Here is a 21456-nt window from a genome sequence, read left to right on the forward strand (position 1 = left end):
ATCGTCCATCGACTGTAACCGGGGCGGCGCCCACGCCGCCATCATCCCCGCGAATCATTCCGGTTTCCCCACGAACGCCGGACATTCGGCATGGATATACTAATTTCGTCATACGTTCAACGAAGAAGGGCAATGATGAGCGCCGTGACCGACGTATCGTGCGATGCCGTGCAGATGAGGAAAACCCCGATACGGCGAGCGGCACTGGCGGCCAGGGATGCCCTGACCGCGCGACTGCGCGCCGAGAAAAGCGCCCGCATCGCCGCAATGACGCTAGATCACCTCGACGGGCGACTCGGCCGGCCGGACCACGGCGACGGCAAGATGGCCGCGTCGCCACTGGTCGCCGCATTCTGGCCATTCGGCAGCGAGGTCGACACGCGACCGCTTATTGCAGGGATAGTCGCGCGCGGATGGCGGCTGGCGCTGCCCTGCATGGTGCGACCGCCGCAATCGCGCCCAGGTTGTCGCGAGCCCGCCGTGATGCGGTTCCTGCAGGTCGAGGCCCAGCGGCTCGACGAGGCGGTCTCCCGTTTCGCCGCGAAGCCGATCTCCCCGCACGGTCCGGATGAGCCGTGGATGGCGGCGTTTCCCACAGCGGACATCCCCGACATCGATGCGTTCGTGGTACCGCTGGTGGCGTTCGACGACGACGGCAATCGGCTGGGCTACGGCGGCGGCAACTACGACCGGGCGTTGCCGTTCGCCTCTTCCGACGCCGTGATCATCGGCATCGCCTTCGCCGAGCAGCGTGTGCCGACGGTCCCTGCACTCCCCCACGACATCCGCATACCCATCATCTCGGCCTGAATCGTCCAACGCTATGCCCACGGCGGATGCGCGTCACGCCTGCTACCGTGTCCAGCATGATGTTCATGTTCTGTTGTCGCCGCTAACCGCCGCACCTACGGGTGCCGGATGATGCTCGTCCGTTTGCGGGCGATGCCACGGCAGCATGACACGAACGGCACACTCTTCGGAATGCATTTCTCCCCTATGCCGCCGGCATTCCGCGTCCTGACAGCGTCCTGGCGTCCGATCCGCTTCTCCATGTCATATCACGGCGCATCACCGCACCGCCACCCGTATGCTCGGCGTGCAGGCGTCCGCCCGTATCGACGTGTCCTTCCACTGATTTCATTTCCCGACCATCAAGGGCCTTACCATGTCTCCATCATCCCCATTCATCGACTGGGCGGCGTTCGCCGCCACTCTCGCCATATTCGTTCTCCTGTGGGCGCTGAAGCGCACGCACAAGGCCGGGTTCGGCACGCGCGTCGCCATCGCCACCGTCGCCGGCATCCTCATCGGCGTATTCGCGCGGGGACACACCGCGTACGTCTCCCTCTTCGGCGCCGTCTGGTCGCAGGTCATCGGCGCCATCGTGGTGCCGCTGCTGCTGTTCAGCGTCATCTCCAGCCTCACCAACCTCGGCGAATCGTTGCGGCTGCGCTCCATGGCGGCGCGGACCATCGCCTTCCTGCTGCTCAACACCCTCACCGCCTCGTTGCTCACGTTGGGACTGGCCTCCATGTTCCATGTCGGTCGTGGATTCAGCGGGGTGTTGCCCACGGACTATCAGGCGCGTGAGGTACCAGGCATCATCGACACGCTGGTCGGCCTGTTCCCGTCGAATCTCATGGCGGATTGGGCGTCGAACCGGGTAGTGCCGGTTGTGCTGTTCGCCATCCTGGTGGCGGTGGCCTATAACGCCATGGCCCGCACCGACGACGGACGGGAATCGGTCCGGCCGTTCAAGGCGTTCGTGGACGCCGGGGACAAGGTGATGGGCAAGGCCACGCAGATCGTGATCGAGTTCACGCCGTACGCGGCGCTCTCGCTGATCGCGGCCGCCGTGGGGTCCAGCGACATCGCCGCGCTGCTGCCGCTGGTGCTGGTGCTCGCCGTGGCCTATCTGGCGATCGTATTGCAGATGTTCCTGGTCCAGCCGCTGATTCTGGCCGCCGCGACCCGGATGAACCCGCTACCGTTCTTCCGGATGTTCTGGCCGGTCGGCGTGGTGGCGTTCACCTCGGAGAGTTCCATCGGCACGATTCCGGTGACGGTGCGCGCGTTGCGCGACGCGGGTGTGCCGGAGGACACGGCCTCCTTCGCGGCCACTCTGGGGGCGAACCTGGGCATGCCGGGCTGCGCCGGCGTCTGGCCGACGCTGCTGGCCGTGTTCGCCGTCAACGCGCAGGGCCTGGAGTATGCGCCGTGGCAGTATGCGATGCTGGTCGCGCTGACGTTGCTGGTCTCCATCGGCACGGTCGGCGTGCCGGGCACGGCCACGATCACCGCCACCTCGCTGCTCGCCGCCGCCGGACTGCCGGTTGCGATCATCGCGATCATGCAGCCGATCTCCCAGATCGTGGATATGGGGCGTACGGCGTTGAACGTGGCGGGTGCCGCGAACACCGCGGTCATCGTGGCCGCGCGCGAGGGACAGCTGGATACCGCCGCATACCGCAGCGCATGACCGCGGCCCCACCCGGTACGGCACCGGGCCATGCCGCCGTGCCGCCGCAACACCACATGGCGGCACGCGGAATACCCGGCTGCTTGTATACTGGGTTGGTGCTGCCCGGGTAGCTCAGTGGATAGAGCACCGCTCTCCTAAAGCGGGTGTCGCGCGTTCGAATCGCGTCTCGGGCACCAACAGGCCCCGGAATCCGTGGATTCCGGGGCCTTTGTCGTGTCGATGCGGCCACGGCGGACATTCCCGGTTGCAGGCCCGTCCGCTGCGTGACAGCCGGATGCTCCCATCCGCCGTACTATGCGATGCGTTGCGGATCAGCAACGCATCGCATAGCGCATGTGTGACGGACGTCCGGAAGACGGATGCTGAAAACCGAACGTCAGAAACCGCGGCGGGTGCGGCCGAACTGGTCCAGCCAGCGCAGGATCGCGCCTTCGCGCAACGCCCACGGGCAGATCTCGATCTCGTCCACGTCCAGCGCCTTCATGATCTCGTCGGCCACGATGCCGCCGCCGACGATCTGCAGCGTGCGCTCGGGCGTGATGCCCGGCAGGGCCACGCGCTGGTCGGGGCTGATTGCCGCCAGACGCGGCACCCAGTCCTCCAGCTGCTCGCGGGTCATGATCCAGCTGTCCACGCGGCCGGACTGCCGCAGCACCGCGCCGGCCAGACGGGCCAGCGACCGGAAGGTCTTCGACGTGCCGACCGCATGGTTCGGCACCTTGGACTTCGGGAATTCGTCCACGATCGGCTGGATGATCTTGCGCACCGCCTTGTGCGCGGCCTCCAGCTGATCCGGCGTGGCGATGCCGTCGGACGGCAGGAACTGCTTGGTCACACGGCCGGCGCCGGCGGGCACGCTGATGGCCACGTTCGGATCCTCGTCGGAACCCATCGCCACCTCCAGCGACCCGCCGCCGATATCCATCAGCAGCAGGCGGCCGGAATCCCAGCCGTACCAGCGGCGGGCGGCCAGGAACGTCAGGCGGGCCTCGTCCACGCCGGACAGCACGGTCACGCCCTGGCCGATGCGGTCCTCGATCTGGCCCAGGATGCGGGTGCCGTTCGGGGCCTCGCGCAAGGCCGAGGTGGCCATGGCCAGAATCTGGCTGACCTTGCTCTCCTCGGCGAGTTTCATGCCGGCGTCCACGGCGTCGAGCAGGGCCTGTACGCCGGCCTTGTTGATCGAGCCGTCATCCTCGAGGTACTGCATCAGCCGGACGGTGTTCTTCACGCTGGCTTCGGGGTCGGGGCGGGCGCCGGGGGCCGCGTCGACGATGATCATGTGCACGGTATTGGAACCGATGTCCAGCACGCCCAGGCGCGTGGACGGAATCTGAGGGTTAACCATGTGACATGACGTTACACGTTGCAAACGTTGTCGGCGGGGAGGCGGAATCACATTCCGGAATCAGCATGTCGCGGATCGTTCATCGCGACATGCCGAGTCCGACGACGCCGCGTCGCCGCCGACGATCTGATCATAGAGCCGTTCCAGCCTCTCCTGCCGCACCGGTTTGGCCAGCTCGCACTCCCACACCACGATCACCCGCCAGCCCATCGCCTCCAGCTCGGCCTGCTGCGCACGGTCGCGTTCGCGGTTGCGCAGCAGCTTGGCGGACCAGAACTCCACGTTGCTTTTCGGCATCGAATGCTTGGCACAGCCGTCATGCATATGCCAGAAACAGCCGTTGACGAACACCACGGCATGCCATTTGGGCAACACGATGTCCGGATGGCCCGGGTAACGCTTGTCGTTCTTGCGGAACCGCAGTCCGCGCGAGAACAGATACCGGCGCACCATCATCTCGATCGAGGTGTCCTTGCCCCGGATATGCGACATCGTGTAGCTGCGGGTGCCCCGCTCGTACTTCTCCGGTTTCGCCTTCACACCTCCCCATTATGGCATCGGCGGCGGGGCGCGGCCCGCCACGTCCCGGTCCGCACGCGCCGAGATGATCGGCGGAACGCGGAACCCATCCGATGCCCCGATCCGACCCGCGTTCGCCCAGCGCGGGCACAACGCCCTGCCACGCACAAGACGCCTGCCACGTACAATGAGTAAACGATAGACCAAGCATGGATGCGGACGGACCCATCAGGCTTCCGTTCAGGACTTCAAGGAGGAACCATGAGCAGACTCAACGGCAGGCGCGCACAGGCGGAGGCCGAACATCTCAAGGTGAACGTGGCCATTCTCGGCGCGGGCCGCATCGCCCATGCGATGGCGACCACGCTGGTGAAGATGGCGGCCGATCCCCGCTACGCCGATCTGGTGGCCCCGTACGCGGTGGCCGCACGCGACGGCGAGCGCGCCGCGGCGTTCGCCGCGCAGTACGGCTTCCCAGTCTCCTACGGCTCGTATGAGGAGCTGCTGGCCGACCCTGAAGTGGATCTGGTCTACATCGCCACCCCGCACAGCCTGCATGCCGAACAGGGAATCATGTGCCTGAAGGCCGGCAAGAACGTGCTGGTCGAGAAGTCGTTCACCGCCAACGCCGCGCAGGCCCGCGAGCTGCTGGCCGTGGCGAAGGAGACCGGATTGCTGTGCACCGAGGCGATCTGGACACGCTACATGCCCTCGCGCCGCATGATCGATGAGATCGTGGCCTCGGGCGTGATCGGCGAGGTGAAGGTCGTCGATGCGAACCTATGCTATCCGGTGACCGAGAAGGCCCGTATGACCGATCCGGCGCTGGCCGGCGGCGCGCTGCTCGATGTCGGCGTCTATCCGCTGAACTTCATCGACATGGTGCTGGGACCGCGCCCGATCGAACGCGTCGAAACCTCGATGACGCCGTTCGAGACCAGCGTGGACGCCCATGATGCGATGACCCTGCACTACGAGGACGGCACGATGGCCACCGCCCAGGCCTCGATGCTCGTCTCCTCCGACCGCGGCGGCTACATCTGGGGCACCGAGGGCTATATCGTCTGCCAGAACATCAACAATGTGGAGGGCATCGACGTCTACAACGCCAACCATGAGCTCGTGGCTCACCACGATGTGCCGGAGCAGCTGACCGGCTACGAGTACCAGGTGGCCGACGCGGCGAACGCGATCCTCGACGGGCTGACCGAATGCGAGGCCATGCCGCACGCCGACACGGTGCGCATCATGGAGCTGATGGACCTGATCCGCGCCAAGTGGGGGCTGACGTACCCGTTCGAGTGACCGATTAGGCGAATCACGACATACGCGTGGGGGCGGTCGGGAATGTAGGTGATTCCCGACCGCCCCCACATGCATCACGGTCCACACGCATCACGGTCCGTTCGCAGATTGCGGCGACGCATGTTTCTGCTGGACCGCCGCGACTTGTGTCACAGTCAGCCGCTCACTGCGGCAGCGTGACCTCCAGCGGCGAGCCGTTGTCGAAGGTCACGGTGTAGCGGCCACCGCCGTTGTCCGTCCAGGTGCCGGTGGCGTTGGACGGTTCCTCGCCGAATGCCGTCATACCGGCCTCCACCGTGCCGTCGGCGTTGGCGGTGATATGGATCTCCGCCGAGAACGTCAGCAGCGAACCGGACAGGCCCCAGGTGCCGACGATGTTGCCGTGGGCCGCGTTCTTCGGCGCGGTGACCTCCACTTCGATGGCGTCGGCCATGGCCGATCCGATGCCGCTGGAATCGGCCTGGCCGATCAGATCCGCCAGCGTCATCTCGCCGTTGTCGGTCGAGGCCTTGATGTCGCTCAACGGATAGCGCACATTGTCGCCGTCCGCCGTGCCCTCGCCGATCACGCCCGCCAGATAGTCGCCGCTGCCGCCGGCATCGGTGAGTTTGAACGCGCCATCGTCCTCGATGACCAATTCGAACGTCTGGTTGCCATTTGACATGCTGTATCGTCCGGCCGGATTCATATCGTCGCCGCGCAGCAGGAACCACCACACGCCGAACGCCGCGGCGGCGATCACCGCGATGACGGCGATGACGGCGAGCGCCACAACGCCCTTGGAACGCTTCTTCGACGGCGCCGCCGGCGCAGAGGCGACCCCTTCTGGAGCGTACCCGGCCTGCGGGGCCGGCTGCGCCTGCCATGCGGGGGCCTGCTGCGGTGCGGGAGGCTGCTGCCATGACGGCATGCCGTCAGATGCAGGCGCTTCGTTCGATGCCGGCGGCGCGGGCTGCGGGTCCGTCGGGACGGCGGGCTGTGCGGCGGGTTGCGCGGCTTCGGGCTGCTGCACCGGCTGGCCGCAGGACATGCAGAACTTCGCGCCTTCGGCCAATTGGGTTCCACACTGTGTGCAGTATCTCATCATGTACTCCATCTCTCCTCTGAGGGCCTACATCACCATTACAGCACGAATAGGCTGCCGCCGCCGCACAAATGATGCAGGAACGCGAAGGCACCACACAAAAAGGTCCAGCCGGGCAGACCAAACTGGACCACAAGACGCATCGGCACGAAGCCACTACATCAAAAGGGACAGAACAGCAAGCCACACCAGCCCAAAAGTCACAGCAACACGAAGGCACTGCATCAAAAGGTCCAGCCGGACAGGCCGAACTGGACCATATGATGCAGTGCCACCGTGAATGTGCCGCAAAAGGGCCGGCCCGTTGCGCAGGCCGCGACCAGTCGGTCAGCGGCGCAGGGCACGCACCTCGCAATCGGCATTTCCGGCGATCGAGAAGCCGCCGTTCCCGCGCTCGTCGTAGGCCAGCATCGCGCCGGCGGCCTCGCCGTCGTTGACGAACACCTCGATGATGCCGTGGTCGTAGAACACCTCGATACGCTCCACCGTGTCGACGCGCGCCACGCAGGCCAGATCATCGCTCGGCGCGCCCTGGCTGAAGCACCGGACCTCGCCGTCGCGGCACTCCAGCGTCCAGCGCGCTTCGCCGGTGTCCATCAGCACCGCGGTGCATTCGCCATGAGGGTGGATATCGGCGTAGTAGGTGTTGTCCGGCACCTGCCATGCCCCGTCCTCCCCGCCCATAGGCAGTTCGCCGCCGATCAGCAGGTCGTAGACCTCATCGACCGGTCGGCTGAACAGTCGGCCGTCACGCACATGCAGCTCGCGCGGCAGCGACATCGCGCCGTTGGCCCGGCCGGGCGCCTCCCGGCGCACCCCGCTGTGGTCGGCGATCCACCCGATGGCGATGCGGCGGCCGTCGTCGTCGCGGAAGGACTGCACCGCATAGAAGCAGTCGCCGAAGTCGCACCAACCGGAATGTTCCACGTTGAGACGGATGGAATCGTCCAGCCGTCCCGTGTACCAGCGGATCGGCTGGAAGCAGCCGTCCTTGGTGCGGATGTGCATGATCGCGCCGATGGCCACGTCCACGCCATCCAGCGGGAACGCGTCCGGACACTCGTAGGTGCGGCCTTCGGCATAGCCGCGATCGGCCACCATCGGGCCGACATAGGTCCAGGCGTCGTCGGCCAGGTCGGGGGTGTCGTTGCGGAAGGTCACGATCGCCGGGATCCGGTTCGGATCGGGTTGGTCGACATCGGGCTCGCCATGCGGGGAGAGCGTGAACCATCCGCCTTCGTTGGCATCGCTGACGCCGGTCTCGCCCGATGCCGGCACCTGGTCGGAGGGCAGGTTGGTGGCCAGGATCATCAGCGCGCCGCCGAAACCGGTCTCGATCTTGGAGTCGCGGAAGTCACGGCCGAAGTCCGCGCCCTCGCGCCGCACGACGACGGTTTCGGGCCCCGCGGTCAGGCTGTCCGTGCTGACGCAGGTGGTCTGGCACTCCTCGACCGTGTCCGGCTGGCCCGGAACCTCGAAATGCCGGGTCAGGTAGAAGCGGATCGCGGCCGCGTCATCGCCCGGGCAGGGGCGGCCTTCAGCGTCGATGGTGATGGCGGAGCCGGAGAACGCGCCGCCGGCGATGCCCCGACGGGTGTGCAGCTCGCGCTGCGGCTCGAGGATGACCGGCAGATAGGTCCAGTGCACGAGATCACGGCTGGCGGCGTGCCCCCAGTGCATGTTGTCCCAGCCCCAGCCGTAGGGGTTGAACTGGTAGTACAGGTGGTACCGGCCCTGGAAGCGGCACAGGCCGTTCGGGTCGTTCATCCAGCGCTCCGGCGGCTCGAAGTGCACGGCGGCGCGGGTCGGATCGGTGTTCTCCGGGGCGCCGTCACCCGCCATGGCCTCGCCGGTTGCGGCATCGAGCACGCGGATGCCGCGGTCGAGCAGATCATCGCCGCCGGCCAGATAGAGGTAGGGCACGGTGGCATCGATGATTTCCAGCGTGTACCGTTCCTGCGGGTCGAGGGCGATTTGGAAGCGCTGACGGTACAGGTCGGCGTCCATGACGCGTTCGGCGACGCATTCGCCATCCGTATGCAGACGGATGGTGGGAGCATGGCCCTGCTCCGCGCGCTGGACGAACAGGTCGAGCTGGGTGTAGCCGTCGGCCGGGAAGGTGCAGGAATCGGCCGACTGCGATATTGCGTTCATGTTTGGGTCCTTTCATTGGTCGGCGACGGCGTCGGCCGTCGGATATGCCATGCCCCGTTTAACAGCAATCGTTTGCCGTATTGACATCAGTATACCCTCGCCACAGGGCGACACGAAGGTCTGTATGGGTTGTTTGAAGAGCCGCGGAGCCAGTCCCGCGGAGCCACGGAATCCTTCTCCACCAGCACGCACGCAACCTGCGCCCGATCATCCGTCAACGGCGGCAGCGGCGCGCGGATGCCGGCCGGCAGCATGAGGTTCAGGTCGGCGAGCATCGAGGAACCGCCTTCCACGGCGGACGGTTCCGGCATAGTGCCGCCCTCGGTGCGTTCGATCAGGGAGACCAGCTTGCGTACGCTCCAGTATCCCATCTCATAGTGCGGCAGTTCCACCGAGGTCAGCGCCGGATTCAGGATGCCGGCGATGAACGGCTGGTTGTCCACGCCGACCACGGACAGGTCCCGCCCGATCGCCAGACCAAGCCGATCGGCCTGCTCGTAGGCCAGATGCGCCCGCACGTCGTTGAAGCAGAACACGCCATCGGGATGCAGCGCGTCGAACAGCCTGGGCACCTCGCCGTGGCGATCGTGCTCGTCGATGGCCAACACCAGCCGATCGTCGAATCCGACGTCGGACTGCTCCAACGCGGCCCGGTAGCCGGCCAGACGTTCGCCCTGCGCCACGATCGGCACATCCGCGCCGAAATAGGCGATGCGCCGGCATCCGGCATCCAGCAGACGCCGGGTGGCCGTATAGCCGATGCCGTACTCGTCCGGGCAGATCGAGGGACGTTCGCCGTGTTCGTCCTCGGCGTCCACGATGACCACCGGCAAACCGTCGAGCTGCTCGGGGACCTCGACCTTGCGATGGTACATCATCGCATACAGGAAGCCGTCTGCGCCATATTGTTTGACGACACCGATCTGGCGGCGTTCGAGGTCCGCATCGTTGCCGGTGTTGACCGTCAGCAGGATGTACCCGAGTTCCCGCGCCGCATCCTGCGCGCCGAGCATGATGCGTCCGGCGAACGGCGTGGTGGCGATCTCGTCGCTGACGAACCCGAGGATGTGGCTGCTGCGGGTTTTCAGATTACGGGCGACTAGATTGGGCTTGTATCCGAGGTCCTCGGCGATGCGTTTGATCTCCCGTGCGATTTCGGGTTTGATGCGCCCACGGTCCTTGCCGTTGAGCACCCGGGATACGGTGGCGATGGACACGCCCGCCTCCTGGGCCACTTCCTTCATCGTGACCATCAGCGGCCCCTTTCGTTCCCGCACCGACGCGGGGCGCGTCAGTATGGCACTCATTGTAAGCCATTCCCGTTCGCAACGCTTCACTGTGCGGTCACGGCATGATGTCGGCGGTAGGACTCGCTCTCGCGCACGTCCATACCCGGCAATCGCCCGAACCAGTACACACACGCCGTTCCGGCAAGCATCGGCAGCGACAGCCCGAACACCACCAGCATGCCCGGCCAGCGCACCCACATGGCCACAGACAATACGAATGCGGCGAACAAGGCCAGCGAGCACAACGGACGGGCCAGCAGCATCTGCAATGTCATGCGCACGCACCAGCGGTTCGTCTCGGCGAAATTCGCCCGTACAACCCACACCAGCATGGAGAACAGGCCGTAAACCACAATCGCCATCAGCAGGATGCCCGCACAGGCATAGCCGACCATGCCCGCATCATGCCAGTTGACAATCCAATAGTCGTAGAGGAACAGCCCCCACAGCACAGCCATCGGCCAGCCGAGCAGGTTGGCGGATTTCAGTTGAGCTTTCCACTCGCGATGGAACCGGATCCAGGTCTCGCGTACACTCCAAGCCCGATCAGACGGTTCCAGCAGCCATGTGCGCCACAAGCCGCACATGGCGCCGATTGAGGGGAACAGTCCCGCGAAGATCAGCCCAAGCAGCGTGTGCGCCACGGCGGCGATGTTGATCGTGAACGCGATGAGGATGGCACGGCATACGCGCTCATATCCGATGGAAAACCGACCAAGCATGATGGATGACCTTTCGATGCCACGTTGCATTCCCGATGACGAGGTCCGGCCGCCGTCCGACACATGGCAAAGTAGAACGGACGGCGGCGGGACCGCTGCGGCGGGGATACGGCACTCCCCGCCGCGGCGCTCAGCCCTTGACGGCGCCGAGCATGACACCCTTGTTAAAGTACTTCTGCAGGAATGGGTAGAGCACCAACAGGGGCAGGGTGGAGACGATGATGATGCCGAACTTCATCTGGTCGGCCGCACGCTGCGCGTCGGAAACGCCGACGGACGCGGTGGACGTGGTCTGGTTGACCAGCAACAACTGCTGCAGCACGTTCTGCAACGGTTTCTTATCCTGATCGATGATGTAGATCAAGCCGGTCATGAAGTCATTCCAGTGGCCGACGAAGTAGTACAGGCCGATAACCGCCAGAATCGCAGAGCTCAGCGGGACCACGATCTTGAAGAAGTAGCCGAAGTAGCTCAGGCCGTCGATCTGGGCGGCATCATGCAGTTCCTCTGGGATCGAGGTCTCGAAGAACGAGCGGGCCACGATCACGTTGTACACACTCACGGCACCGGGCAGGATGAACACCCACCAGGTGTTGAGGATGCCCAGGTCACGGTACAGCATGTAGCTCGGAATCAGGCCGCCGGAGAAGAACATCGTGACGGTGAACAGAAACAGGATCACGCGACGGGGCTTGAACTCGGCGCGGGACAGTGCGAAGGCGACCGGAATCGTGACGATCATGTTCACCGCGGTGCCCACAATCGAGTAGATCAGCGTGTTGCGGTAGCCGACCCAGATGCTCGACTCCTCGAAGATGCGCTGGAACCCGGCGAAGGTCACATCCACCGGCAGCCAGCTCACCCGTCCGCCGGCCACGGCGTTCGGATCCGAGATCGAGGAGATGATGATGAACCACAGCGGGTACAGCACGGCGATGACGACGACGGCGACCAGCGCCCAGATGATAATGTCGACGATCCAATCGCCGGCGGTGCGGGTCTGGCGCTGCTTCTTGTTCCAGGGGATGTCGTCTCCCGAGGCGCGCGGCGCAAGCGGCGCGACATTGGCGGTAGTTGATGCATTCATCGGAAACGCTCCTTAGAAGATGCTCGAATTGGACACACGCTTCGAGATCGCGTTCGCCGTGATCAGGAAGACGAAGTTGACGATGGTATTGAACAGGCCGATGGCCGTGGAGTACGAGAACTGGGCACTCTGGATACCGATCTTGAACGTGTAGGTCGAGATGACTTCGGTGGCCGGCATGTTCAGCGAATTCTGCAGCAGGTAGATCTTGTCGAAGCCGACGTTGAGCACCGAACCCATCTGCAGGATGAGCAAGACACCGGCCGTGGGCAGGATCGCCGGGAAGTCCACGTAGCGGATCAGCTGAAAGCGGCCGGCGCCGTCGATCTTCGCCGCCTCATACAGCGAAGGGTCCACCGAGCTCAGCGCTGCCAGATAGATGATGCAGTTCCAGCCGCAATGCTGCCAGACCTCGGAGATCCAGTAGACGGCGGTGATGGCCGTGGTGCTGCCCAGCAGGCTTTCGTCGCCGAACAGCTTACCGATGAAGCCGTTGTTCGGGTCCAGGAAGATGTTGAGCATCGAGACGATGACCACCGTGGAGATGAAGTGGGGCATGTAGGTGACGGTCTGCACGAAGCCCTTGACCTTGGACGAACCGATCTGATTGATCAGCAGCGCCAGGATGATCGGGAAGATGAAGCCGGTCACCAGCGTCCACAGGCTGATGCGGAACGTGTTCCACAGGATCTCACCAAACAGCGGCGAAGTGAAGAACTGTTCGAAGTAGTGCAGGCCGACCCATTCGCCACCGGTCAGGCCTCTGGCCGAATCGAACTTGCGGAATGCCAGCTGGATGCCCCACATCGGCACATAGGCGAAGATCGCCACGAAAACCAGAGCCGGGGCGGAAAGCACCCACAGCTGCCAGTAGCGCTGGAAGTGGTCGGTGAAACGTTCGAGCAGACCCGGCTTGCGGGGCTCGACGCCCGAGGAAGGGGCGACGGCCGCGACCGTCGCGGAATGGCGTGTGTTCATGTTGGTCTCCCTATCGCTCTTGACCCGGCGCGGTCACTTGACGGCCTCGTCGTAGTACTTCTGCCAGATATCAATGTTGTCCTGCAGTCCCAGGCTGGGCGTATTGAGCTTGGCGACGTACTCGTCCCACTGCTCGTCGATGCCGCCGTTCTGGAACCACTGGGCAATCATGTTGTTCGCATAGTTGCCGATCGACGTGTTGTTGTTCTGCAGCGTCTCCATGTCGGAGCTGTCCGGACGCACGTAGATCGGGATGACGTCGCCGGTCGGGTCGACGTTGGCTAGCGCCTCCTTGCAGGCTTCATCGCTGGCGGTCACGTATTCGGCGTTCGTATCGTTGATCATCGTCACGTCGTCGGGGATGTACCCGCCGAAACGGTCCTGCAGCGCGACGGCGCGGGTGTCGGTGTACTCGGCGTACGCCACATCCGGATTGATGGTGTACTGGTGGTCGCCATCGTCGCTGACCACGGCGGGGATGGACCCGAAGTAGCCTTCGACGGACAGCCGTTCGCCGTACATCGCATCGATGACCTTGAGCACGGCGTCAAGGTTCGGGGCGTCGGGCGAGACGGTGACCGAGTAGGCGAATTCGGTGGCGTCGGCCGAATAGTCCCATTTGACCTCGCTGTCGGGCATCGAGGCATCCTGTTTGAGCGGCGGCAGCGTGATGTACTGATCGGCCAGCTGACCGTATTCGCTGTTGGTGGACCAGCCGATCGAGACGCCGGTGGTGGCGGTCTCACCATCGCCGATGGTCTGCGCGTCGTATTGCGAGGCGTCGCGAGTCAGCGAATCCTTGGGGATCAGCCCTTTCTCCACGAGTTCGTGCAGGAAGGTCATGACATCCTTCAGGTTCTCGGAGGTGTAGTAGCTCTTGACTTCGCCATCCTCCACATAGAAACCCTGGCCGGAAGCCGATGCACCCATGAAACTGGTGGCGATGCCCGTGGAATTGAGCAGCACGAGCGCGCTCCACAGACCGAAGCCTAGGCTGCGGATGTTCATCGGCACCTCATCGGCCTCGCCGTTGCCGTTCGGATCTTCGGTTTTGAATGCCTCCAGCACATCTTCCAACTCATCCCAAGTGGTCGGCACCTCAAGACCGAGGTTGTCCAGCCAGGTCTTGTTGATGAACATGTGCGTGGCCGAGACGCGGTATCCTTTGCCACGGTCGGAGGGGATATTGTAGATTTTGTCGCCGTCCTGCGCCATTTTGAGCGCCACTGGACGGTCCTCGAAATACTTCTCGACATTGGGCATCTGGTCCAGATATGGGGCCAGATCCAGGAACTCCGAGTAGAAGCGGCTGATGTCGGTGTAGTCATACAACGTCAGGCCGATGTCGGGGAATTCCCCCGCGGCCATGCGCGGGGCCTTCTGCTGGCCCCACGAATTGTCGTCGACCTCCGACCATTCGATGGTGCAATCGCACGCCGCTTCGAGTTCGTCGTCATATCCCATATCCTCGATGGGATTGTCGGTCACGTTGCGACGGACCATGATGCGGACAATCGGCTTGCCGTTCTCGTCGACGGTCGCTTGTTCCTGTCCCCCGCAGGCCGTCAGAGGCATAGTCATGGCCGCGGCAACCGCCGCCGCCACTGCGGTTTTCATACCGCGGAGACCACTGTGTCTCATGTTCTCTCCTTCGTACTGATGGAACCGTATCGGGCCGACAGGAACCGACGGAAGCATATCTTGTGGATGAGGTTGCACCGTGGCTCCTGTGCCGTCCGATGTCTGTCAGTATAAGTTGGCAAACGTTTGCCGTCAATCGTTTGCTGACGGTGTGTCGCATCCATGGCAAACGATTGTTTCAATGCATTCCAAGCTACAGTCACTGACATGTCACCCCGCCTAGATGACAACGCCCGAACGACGCCCCGGCTGGACCGCACAACTGGACGACACCCGTCTCAACAGCACTCGTCCAGACAGCATTGGCCGAACAACATACGGCTGGACGGTATCCGCCTGAACAGCACCAGATGGCACCGACTGGCTTATCAGCCTCGGTCCAGGTGCATGCACGACTGCGGCGCCGCAGTGCAACGCGGAACGCCACTGCAGCGCCATGCAATACGCTGACACAGCATAACAGTACGGCACGAAACCATTCCAACATGCTTAATCGGATTCCGTACCACGCTGCTTTGGTACGCAGCATCGATAATCCCGCCGCAACGGTTCCGTACCGTACCACAAACAGCCCCTGCATCAGAAAACGGCAGAATCCCAACAACCTTGATGCCAACATTTCGGCGTGGTACGGTACGGAACCATTCCAACATGCTTAATCGGATTCTGTACCACACTTCCGTGGTACAGAACGCCGATAGCCCCGCCCAAAAGCTTCCGTACCGTACCACGGCGCAATCACAGTCACCGATCACACATAAGCCGCATCACCTCGGCTTGTAGCCCCGCACGCTCCCGGTGTCACAGCCACCGCTCAACGCGGGCGACGCCATGCCCGGTCGCGGATGGTGTCGGCGAACGGCGCGTGCGGCTCGCCCTGATACCAGTAGGCCACACTCGCCACGTCGTCGCTGCGCTCGAACAGCCCGGACTCATCGACTCCGATCTGCTGGAGCTCGACCCGCAGATCATGCTCGAAATAGATCGGGTCGGGGATATGCCAGCGGTACAGGCCGCGCATCACCGGCGTCGCCACATCCCAATAGTCGCTTTCTCGCCCCACCAGACGCTGCGAATAGAACGGGAACCCCATATACGGCCCGGTGTACGTCTGCTCGCGCATATGCCCCGCCTCATCGAACGCGGCGAAACTCCACGCCCCGCCGAAGTAGTCCTCGGTGCCGGTGCTGCACCAGGTGGGGTATTCGTCATCGCCATCGATGTACATCTTGACCTCGCCCTCGCCCCACCAGCGGCTTTCCAACGCGGTCAGCGCCAGATACGTGCCCACATACGCGCCGCGCCCGCGCACACCGTCGAGCACCACATAGTCGCGGCCGGGTTCGGTGAGTCGTTCGCGCCGCCACTGCGCGTGGAAGCGCATCATATCCTGCGGCAGCTCGTCATACGCCGTGTAGTCGATCTGGTAGAAGAACGCCGGCACGTCCTCGTTATGGTCGTTGCGCAGCACGATGCGCGCATGACGGAACGGCATGGCCCAGTAGCAGTTGAACCCGCGATTGGGATTGACCATCACCGGAATCGAATTGACCCGGCAGGCCTGTGCATGCCCGCAGCAGAAGAAGTCGCCGACGGGACAGACCACCGACGGGGTGTCCTCGCCATCCCAATAGCACTCCAGAATCAGATTGCGCAGCACGTCCGGGCCGGTGGGGCTGGTGCGGTCGGTCACGGTCATCCAGATATGCCGGATCACGCCCGGACCCTCCACATCCATCAGGGTTACGGATTGTCCGGCGGCGATGGTCTGGATGCACGGGCTGCCTTTGCGCGAGGGCCCCAACGCGCTGGCGGCCATGGCGGCACGACCCTTTCCCCCGGTGGGGTTCTCCGCGTTGATGCAACGGCTCCGCCCGCTTGAAGGCATCGTCAACATATCCAACGCTCCCGACGGTATGCCCATAGCAAACGGCGGCATTCCTATTGGCGTATCCATGGCGCAAAGACCTCCTTGTACCCTGCCCAAACGTTCCGACACTTGCATCGAACCGGTTTGACACCATCATACAGGCATGTGTCCGACGCCACGCCCGTCCCGCCTCACCCGCCCATTCGATTCCACAGGCGGGGCGACCAGCATGAATCGCCAGGCGCAGGGCTGACGCCGTAGCCCCACCCGACCATTCGATTTCCAAGCGAAGCGGCATCCCCAGACAACGGCACCGCTCCCGGATTCCGGGCAGTGCCCCGGATTCGGCCCGCGCCCCTGGATTTCGGCCCGCGCCCCATGCTCCGCTGTCGCCGCTAGCCGCCTAGCAGCGCGAGCAGGTCCTCGCGGGTCAGTGCGGCCATGGAACCGCCGGTGGAGCTCGAGGCCTCGTCCACGAACCGGGTCGCCAGATCGGTTTTGGACTGCTGCAGGTTCAGGATGCGCTCCTCGATCGTGTCCTTGGCCACGATCTGGTACACGTTCACATCCTGCGTCTGCCCGATGCGGTGGGCGCGGTCGGTGGCCTGGTTCTGAGCGGCCGCGTTCCACCACGGGTCGGCGTGGATGACCACGCAGGCGCCGGTCAGGTTCAGCCCCGTGTTCCCGGCCTTCAGAGAGATCAGGAACACCGGGGTGTCGTCGGCGTTGAACGAGTCGACGAGTTCCAGCCGGCGTTTCTTCGGCGTGGCGCCGGTGATCGTGTCATAGGCCATGCCGATCGACCGCAGCCGTTCGGCGATCAGGTCCAGATAGCTGGTGAACTGGGAGAAGATCAGCACCTTGCGCCCCGCGTCGCGGCAGCTCTCCACCAGCTCCTGGATCGCATCCAGCTTGGCCGAGGGCGACGTCGTACGACGCCTGCCGTCGGACGGCGCATCGAGCTGTCCCGCATTCTCGTAGACCAGCCGCGGATCGCAGCATACCTGCCGCAGCCGGGTCAGCTGGGCGAGCACCTGGATCCTGTCGTTGCGGAAGTCCACGTCGCGGGTCTTGTTGATCGAGGCGCGCAGCCGCTGCTCCAACGCCGCATACAGCCGGCGCTGCTCCCCCTCCAGCTGCACGGTGATGACGTTCTCGATCTTGTCGGGCAGATCCTTGAGCACATCGGATTTCAGACGCCGCAGGATGAACGGCCCCACGAACGCCTGCAGCTTGGCCTGCGCATGCTCGTCGCCGCTCAGCACCGGCTGCTCAAACCGCTCACGGAAATGCCGGTATGACCCCAGCATGCCGGGCATCAGGAAGTCGAAGATACTCCACAGCTCCGCCAGCCGGTTCTCGATCGGCGTGCCGGTCAGCGCGAAGCGGTGCCGCGCCAGTACCGACCGCACCGCCTTGGAGGCCTTGGTCGCATGGTTCTTCACATACTGCGCCTCGTCCAGGGGCATGCAGAAGAACTCAATCCCCTGGTAGTCCTCCACATCGCGGCGCAGCAGATCATAGGAGGTGATCAACAGGTCCGGCAGGGGCCCGCCGTCCGTCGCAGTCCCGTCATCCTCCGGCAGCGGCGTGGCCGCACCCTGCCAGCCGTCGTCCGACGCATCGGCGAGCGCCGCGGTCGCGGTCCGCGAGACGAGCGTGACGTCGTCGTCCGCGTTGTCCCGTTCCGCAGCGCCGCGCGTCACCTGCGCCCGGCAGATCCGATCGAGCAGCGCCCGCCGCTCCGCCTTGCTCCCGGCCACCACGGCCACGCGCAGTCCCGGCGCGAACCGCCGGCATTCGGCCTCCCAGTTGTACACCAACGACGCGGGGCACACGATCAGGTTCGGTCCCACCGCGCGCGCCTCGTCGCGCCGCGCCACCAGCAGCGACAGCAGCTGCACGGTTTTGCCCAATCCCATCTCGTCGGCCAGGATGCCGCCGAATCCCTTGTCGCACACCGCGTTCAGCCAGCGGAAGCCCTCGACTTGGTACGGTCGCAGCACCTCCGCCAATGACGCCGGCACCGCATAGGACTGCGGATCGACGACGCGCAGGCCGTCCACATAGGCGTGGAAGCCCTCGTCCTTCGCCTCGTCGTCCACCTGGGCGTCCAGATAGTAGGCGCTGGTCGCAGGCACCTGGACCGGCCCGCGTTCCAGATCATGCAATGTCAGATCCAGGTCGGACAGCGTCTCCTCCGCCTGCCCGGCATCCACGGCGGACAGGTCCAGGAACGCGCCGTTACGCAGCCGATGGAACCGCTTGCGCCGCCGGTAGCTGGCCAGCAGGCCCGGCACGTCATCCGGGTCGATTTCGTCGGCGATCGGCGAGATCTCCACCAGCCCCGACCTGACCGACAACCCCAACCTGACCGTCGGGCGCGGCGCGGCGAGCAGTCCGTCGAACGCGGGCGTGGTGAACACCTCGCCCAGGCCGCGCATCACCGGCAGGCCCTCGGTGAGCAGCCGCCAGATCGCGTCGTCGTCCGACTCCTCGATGAACGCCAGCGGCCCGTTCGGACGCGGGAAATAGTGCAGCACAGCCTCCACGGCCAGCCGTTCGGCGTCGGGATCGCGCCGGGACGCATCCTCGCGGACGCCCTCGAACGCGTGATACCACCGGTCGCCGTACCTCGCCCGGATGTCGCAGGTCACGCCCGCCTGGTCACGGTCCAGATAGATCTCGATCGCGCAGGGTTCTCGCCGCAGTCGCAGCATCTCCTCGGGCAGCCGGATCAGAATGCCGGGAACATCGTTGCCTGACGCACCCGTCCCCGGATCCGTCTCACCACTGCCCCCGTCATCCGTCGTCACCGGCGTGAACAGCGGCGCCACCGTGCGCATGAACAGGTCGGTATCGCTCGGCGCCACCACCATGTCCTCGCCGCGTTCGGTGCCGCACAGCACGTCGATGGCCCGACGGGCCCGCATGAACGCCTTAGAACAGCGGTGGATCAGCACCCGGTCGTCCCCGGACGCCGCATCCGAAAGCCCCATGCGCCGCGCCAGGCTCTCGGACAACGACGGCGCGACCGCCACAAACGACGCGGACGAGCCTTCCACAATGTCCAGCACGTCCAACCGATGCCGCGCCACGTACCCCTCGGCATCGTCGCTCCAGGCCAGCGCCAGACCCAGGTCGGGGTCCCCGTCCACCACGCGGACCGGTTCGGGCCGCATCCGGTAGGGGCGCTCGTAATCCAGGAAGGCGTCGGCGTCCACGAACGCCGCCAGCAGCTCGGCGGCTTCGTCACCGGTCAGCAGCACGGTATCCGCCTCGGCGCCGCGACGGTAGTATGGCGCGCCGCCGGTCACCGACTCGCGGATGCGCACGGCCCGCTCCAGAACGTCGAATATGATTCGCGAGCGCTCGCTCAAGGTGTCGCGGGTGTGCACGAACGCGAGTTTGCGGCCGTAGGTTCGGAACTCCTGATGCCGCACCGCGTCGATGAACGCGGCAACGTCCTTGACCACGTATGCCGCCGACCGGCTGGGGACCGTCAGACGGAGCCGCACCGCCCATGATGTGCCGAACCGTCGGAGTTCCGGCCGCAGGACGACGCTGCCGATCGGCAGGTGCCGGGACGCGACGCCGCCCTGTTCCGCGCCGGCGGAGCCGCCGGATGAGGACATCGCGTCGATCTCCTTGAGCAGGGTGAGCTGGCGTGACTGCATATCCGACTGTCGGCTCTGCTCGCGTTCGCGCATGAACGCCTGCAGACGGCGTGAGGTCCGGGCGCCGCGGCTCGGGCGGGGGCGCGCGGGCGATGCGTCGCCGCCGTCCTCATCCAGCGCCTCGAAGGCGTCGGGGTCCTCGTCGTACGCCATGATCAAGGCGATGACGTGCTTGCAGATGGCGCCGAACCGACCGTAGGCGGGGCAGGTGCAGTGCGACGCGGTCAGGTCGTCGACGTTCTGGTCCACGTGGGCAGAGACGCTGTAGTCGTCGGCGTAGCCGTCGGCGCTGTCGACCAGGGCGGTCAGCGTGATGCCGTCGTCGGTGTACGCGTAGCCGAGGTCATGCAGGCGGCCCGAGTCGATGACCTCGTGCGCGCGGTAGAAGGATTTGCCGCCGAGTCTGCGCAGCCGTTCCTCCGGGATGAGCTCGTCGGGGACACGGCCGTAGACCGGACCGTCGTCGGACGACCAGACGTTGGATTCCACTCCGTTGCGCGCACCGTATACCGAGTTACGCCAGTTCATGTTCCAGCCGCGCAATCTCGTCCTCGACGGCACGCAGGCGGCTACGCAGGGCGGCGTCGATGTCGATGCCGGCCGCGTCGGCACGTCGAATGGCGGTCAGGATATCATCAGCGAGCCCTTCGGCGGTCGGCGGTTCGGAAGCGCCGCCGGACGCGGTCGGCGGAACCGCGGGAGCGAACGCGGCGGACAGACGGCCCGCATGGTCGGAACCGGCGACACGATGGACAACCTTGGCGGCACGCAGGAACGCACCCTGCGATTGGGAAATGCCTTCGAGCACGGAGGTGCGGTGCTTCTCCCTGCGTTTCATCTCATTCCACAGTTTGAGCACATCCTCGGGCGATCGTCCGGAATCATCGTCGGCATCCCGGGCGGCGTCCGGCGCGAATACCGCAGGATGGCGGGTGATCAGCTTGTTCACCAGGCGGTCGCATACCTCGTCCAGCGTGAACGGGTCCACGGGATCCTTCTGACACACCACCCCCTGAAACACCGATTGCAGCAGCAAATCGCCGAGCTCCTCACGCATGCCCTCGCGGTCATCGGATTCCACAGTATCCACATACTCGTAGGTCTCTTCGATGAGATTCTTCAGCAGTGTGCGGTTCGTCTGTTTGCCGGCCCACGGGCAACCGCCCGGCGCGGCGAGGACGGTGACCACGGCACGCACGCGGTCCAATGCGCTCGCGGCCTCCACCACGGGGCGTAGCTTCGAGCAGTGTTCGAATCCATCCGGCAACCGGTATCCATCATGTGCGGCTTGGGTCATACC

General features: G+C 64.9%; 15 protein-coding genes and 1 tRNA gene. 4 read left to right on the forward strand and 12 right to left on the reverse strand.

Features of this window, described 5'->3' with window-relative positions:
- Nucleotides 1-144: 144 nt before the first annotated feature.
- The 3 genes from OU11_RS04895 (at nucleotide 145) to OU11_RS04905 (ending at nucleotide 2658) form a co-directional block, all read left to right on the forward strand.
- Nucleotides 145-810 (forward strand): 5-formyltetrahydrofolate cyclo-ligase, encoded by a 666-nt coding sequence (locus OU11_RS04895; protein WP_188599640.1) that lies wholly within the window; start codon nucleotides 145-147, stop codon nucleotides 808-810.
- Between the two features lie 355 nt (nucleotides 811-1165).
- The gene (locus OU11_RS04900) at nucleotides 1166-2479 is read left to right on the forward strand and encodes a dicarboxylate/amino acid:cation symporter (protein WP_033514843.1); all 1314 of its coding nucleotides are present in this window, start codon (nucleotides 1166-1168) and stop codon (nucleotides 2477-2479) included.
- A gap of 103 nt (nucleotides 2480-2582) precedes the next feature.
- Nucleotides 2583-2658: transfer RNA gene (locus tag OU11_RS04905), tRNA-Arg, on the forward strand.
- Between the two features lie 200 nt (nucleotides 2659-2858).
- On the opposite strand, the gene OU11_RS04910 is transcribed toward OU11_RS04905, so the two are convergent.
- Nucleotides 2859-3830, reverse strand: coding sequence for a Ppx/GppA phosphatase family protein (locus tag OU11_RS04910; RefSeq protein ID WP_033514845.1), 972 nt, complete (start codon nucleotides 3828-3830; stop codon nucleotides 2859-2861).
- Between the two features lie 60 nt (nucleotides 3831-3890).
- On the reverse strand, nucleotides 3891-4370 hold the full coding sequence (locus OU11_RS04915; protein WP_081963458.1) for a very short patch repair endonuclease: 480 nt from the start codon (nucleotides 4368-4370) through the stop codon (nucleotides 3891-3893).
- A gap of 240 nt (nucleotides 4371-4610) precedes the next feature.
- Between OU11_RS04915 and OU11_RS04920 the strand changes: the two genes are divergently transcribed.
- Nucleotides 4611-5654 carry a Gfo/Idh/MocA family protein gene (locus tag OU11_RS04920; RefSeq protein ID WP_033514847.1) on the forward strand — a complete coding sequence of 348 codons (1044 nt, stop codon included), beginning with the start codon at nucleotides 4611-4613 and terminating at the stop codon, nucleotides 5652-5654.
- A 163-nt stretch (nucleotides 5655-5817) separates the two neighbouring features.
- Here OU11_RS04920 and OU11_RS04925 read toward each other — a convergent pair whose 3' ends face one another.
- The 10 genes from OU11_RS04925 to OU11_RS04970 form a co-directional block, all read right to left on the reverse strand.
- On the reverse strand, nucleotides 5818-6738 hold the full coding sequence (locus OU11_RS04925) for a zinc ribbon domain-containing protein (RefSeq protein WP_161782761.1): 921 nt from the start codon (nucleotides 6736-6738) through the stop codon (nucleotides 5818-5820).
- 327 nt (nucleotides 6739-7065) lie between these two features.
- A complete protein-coding gene (locus tag OU11_RS04930; RefSeq protein ID WP_033514850.1) occupies nucleotides 7066-8892 on the reverse strand; it encodes a GH32 C-terminal domain-containing protein in 1827 nt (608 codons plus the stop codon).
- A gap of 86 nt (nucleotides 8893-8978) precedes the next feature.
- Nucleotides 8979-10145 carry a substrate-binding domain-containing protein gene (locus OU11_RS04935; protein WP_081963460.1) on the reverse strand — a complete coding sequence of 389 codons (1167 nt, stop codon included), beginning with the start codon at nucleotides 10143-10145 and terminating at the stop codon, nucleotides 8979-8981.
- An 80-nt stretch (nucleotides 10146-10225) separates the two neighbouring features.
- The gene (locus OU11_RS04940; protein ID WP_033514852.1) at nucleotides 10226-10903 is read right to left on the reverse strand and encodes a YesL family protein; all 678 of its coding nucleotides are present in this window, start codon (nucleotides 10901-10903) and stop codon (nucleotides 10226-10228) included.
- A gap of 130 nt (nucleotides 10904-11033) precedes the next feature.
- Complete coding sequence (locus OU11_RS04945; RefSeq protein ID WP_033514854.1) at nucleotides 11034-11990, reverse strand: carbohydrate ABC transporter permease; 957 nt, start codon at nucleotides 11988-11990, stop codon at nucleotides 11034-11036.
- Between the two features lie 12 nt (nucleotides 11991-12002).
- The gene (locus OU11_RS04950; RefSeq protein ID WP_033514856.1) at nucleotides 12003-12968 is read right to left on the reverse strand and encodes an ABC transporter permease; all 966 of its coding nucleotides are present in this window, start codon (nucleotides 12966-12968) and stop codon (nucleotides 12003-12005) included.
- Nucleotides 12969-13001: 33 nt separating this feature from the next.
- Nucleotides 13002-14585: an extracellular solute-binding protein gene (locus OU11_RS04955; protein WP_081963461.1), complete on the reverse strand. Its 1584-nt coding sequence runs from the start codon at nucleotides 14583-14585 to the stop codon at nucleotides 13002-13004.
- A gap of 838 nt (nucleotides 14586-15423) precedes the next feature.
- Nucleotides 15424-16566 carry a glycoside hydrolase family 172 protein gene (locus OU11_RS04960; protein ID WP_169743497.1) on the reverse strand — a complete coding sequence of 381 codons (1143 nt, stop codon included), beginning with the start codon at nucleotides 16564-16566 and terminating at the stop codon, nucleotides 15424-15426.
- A gap of 308 nt (nucleotides 16567-16874) precedes the next feature.
- Nucleotides 16875-20684: an SNF2-related protein gene (locus OU11_RS04965; RefSeq protein WP_033514862.1), complete on the reverse strand. Its 3810-nt coding sequence runs from the start codon at nucleotides 20682-20684 to the stop codon at nucleotides 16875-16877.
- A complete protein-coding gene (locus OU11_RS04970; RefSeq protein ID WP_033514864.1) occupies nucleotides 20671-21453 on the reverse strand; it encodes a MazG nucleotide pyrophosphohydrolase domain-containing protein in 783 nt (260 codons plus the stop codon). Before OU11_RS04970 ends, OU11_RS04965 begins: the two co-directional genes overlap by 14 nt.
- Nucleotides 21454-21456: the final 3 nt, after the last annotated feature.

Origin of the sequence: Bifidobacterium pullorum DSM 20433, from assembly GCF_000771405.1 — a bacterium.
Lineage (GTDB): Bacteria > Actinomycetota > Actinomycetes > Actinomycetales > Bifidobacteriaceae > Bifidobacterium > Bifidobacterium pullorum.

Bases quoted from the DNA above. Each gene is read 5' to 3' on its own strand.
- OU11_RS04900 (WP_033514843.1), top strand. From the start codon at position 1,166: ATGTCTCCATCATCCCCATTCATCGACTGGGCGGCGTTCGCCGCCACT.
- OU11_RS04910 (WP_033514845.1), bottom strand. From the start codon at position 3,830: ATGGTTAACCCTCAGATTCCGTCCACGCGCCTGGGCGTGCTGGACATC.
- OU11_RS04920 (WP_033514847.1), top strand. From the start codon at position 4,611: ATGAGCAGACTCAACGGCAGGCGCGCACAGGCGGAGGCCGAACATCTC.
- OU11_RS04925 (WP_161782761.1), bottom strand. From the start codon at position 6,738: ATGAGATACTGCACACAGTGTGGAACCCAATTGGCCGAAGGCGCGAAG.
- OU11_RS04930 (WP_033514850.1), bottom strand. From the start codon at position 8,892: ATGAACGCAATATCGCAGTCGGCCGATTCCTGCACCTTCCCGGCCGAC.
- OU11_RS04935 (WP_081963460.1), bottom strand. From the start codon at position 10,145: ATGGTCACGATGAAGGAAGTGGCCCAGGAGGCGGGCGTGTCCATCGCC.
- OU11_RS04940 (WP_033514852.1), bottom strand. From the start codon at position 10,903: ATGCTTGGTCGGTTTTCCATCGGATATGAGCGCGTATGCCGTGCCATC.
- OU11_RS04945 (WP_033514854.1), bottom strand. From the start codon at position 11,990: ATGAATGCATCAACTACCGCCAATGTCGCGCCGCTTGCGCCGCGCGCC.
- OU11_RS04950 (WP_033514856.1), bottom strand. From the start codon at position 12,968: ATGAACACACGCCATTCCGCGACGGTCGCGGCCGTCGCCCCTTCCTCG.
- OU11_RS04955 (WP_081963461.1), bottom strand. From the start codon at position 14,585: ATGAAAACCGCAGTGGCGGCGGCGGTTGCCGCGGCCATGACTATGCCT.
- OU11_RS04960 (WP_169743497.1), bottom strand. From the start codon at position 16,566: ATGGATACGCCAATAGGAATGCCGCCGTTTGCTATGGGCATACCGTCG.
- OU11_RS04965 (WP_033514862.1), bottom strand. From the start codon at position 20,684: ATGAACTGGCGTAACTCGGTATACGGTGCGCGCAACGGAGTGGAATCC.
- OU11_RS04970 (WP_033514864.1), bottom strand. From the start codon at position 21,453: ATGACCCAAGCCGCACATGATGGATACCGGTTGCCGGATGGATTCGAA.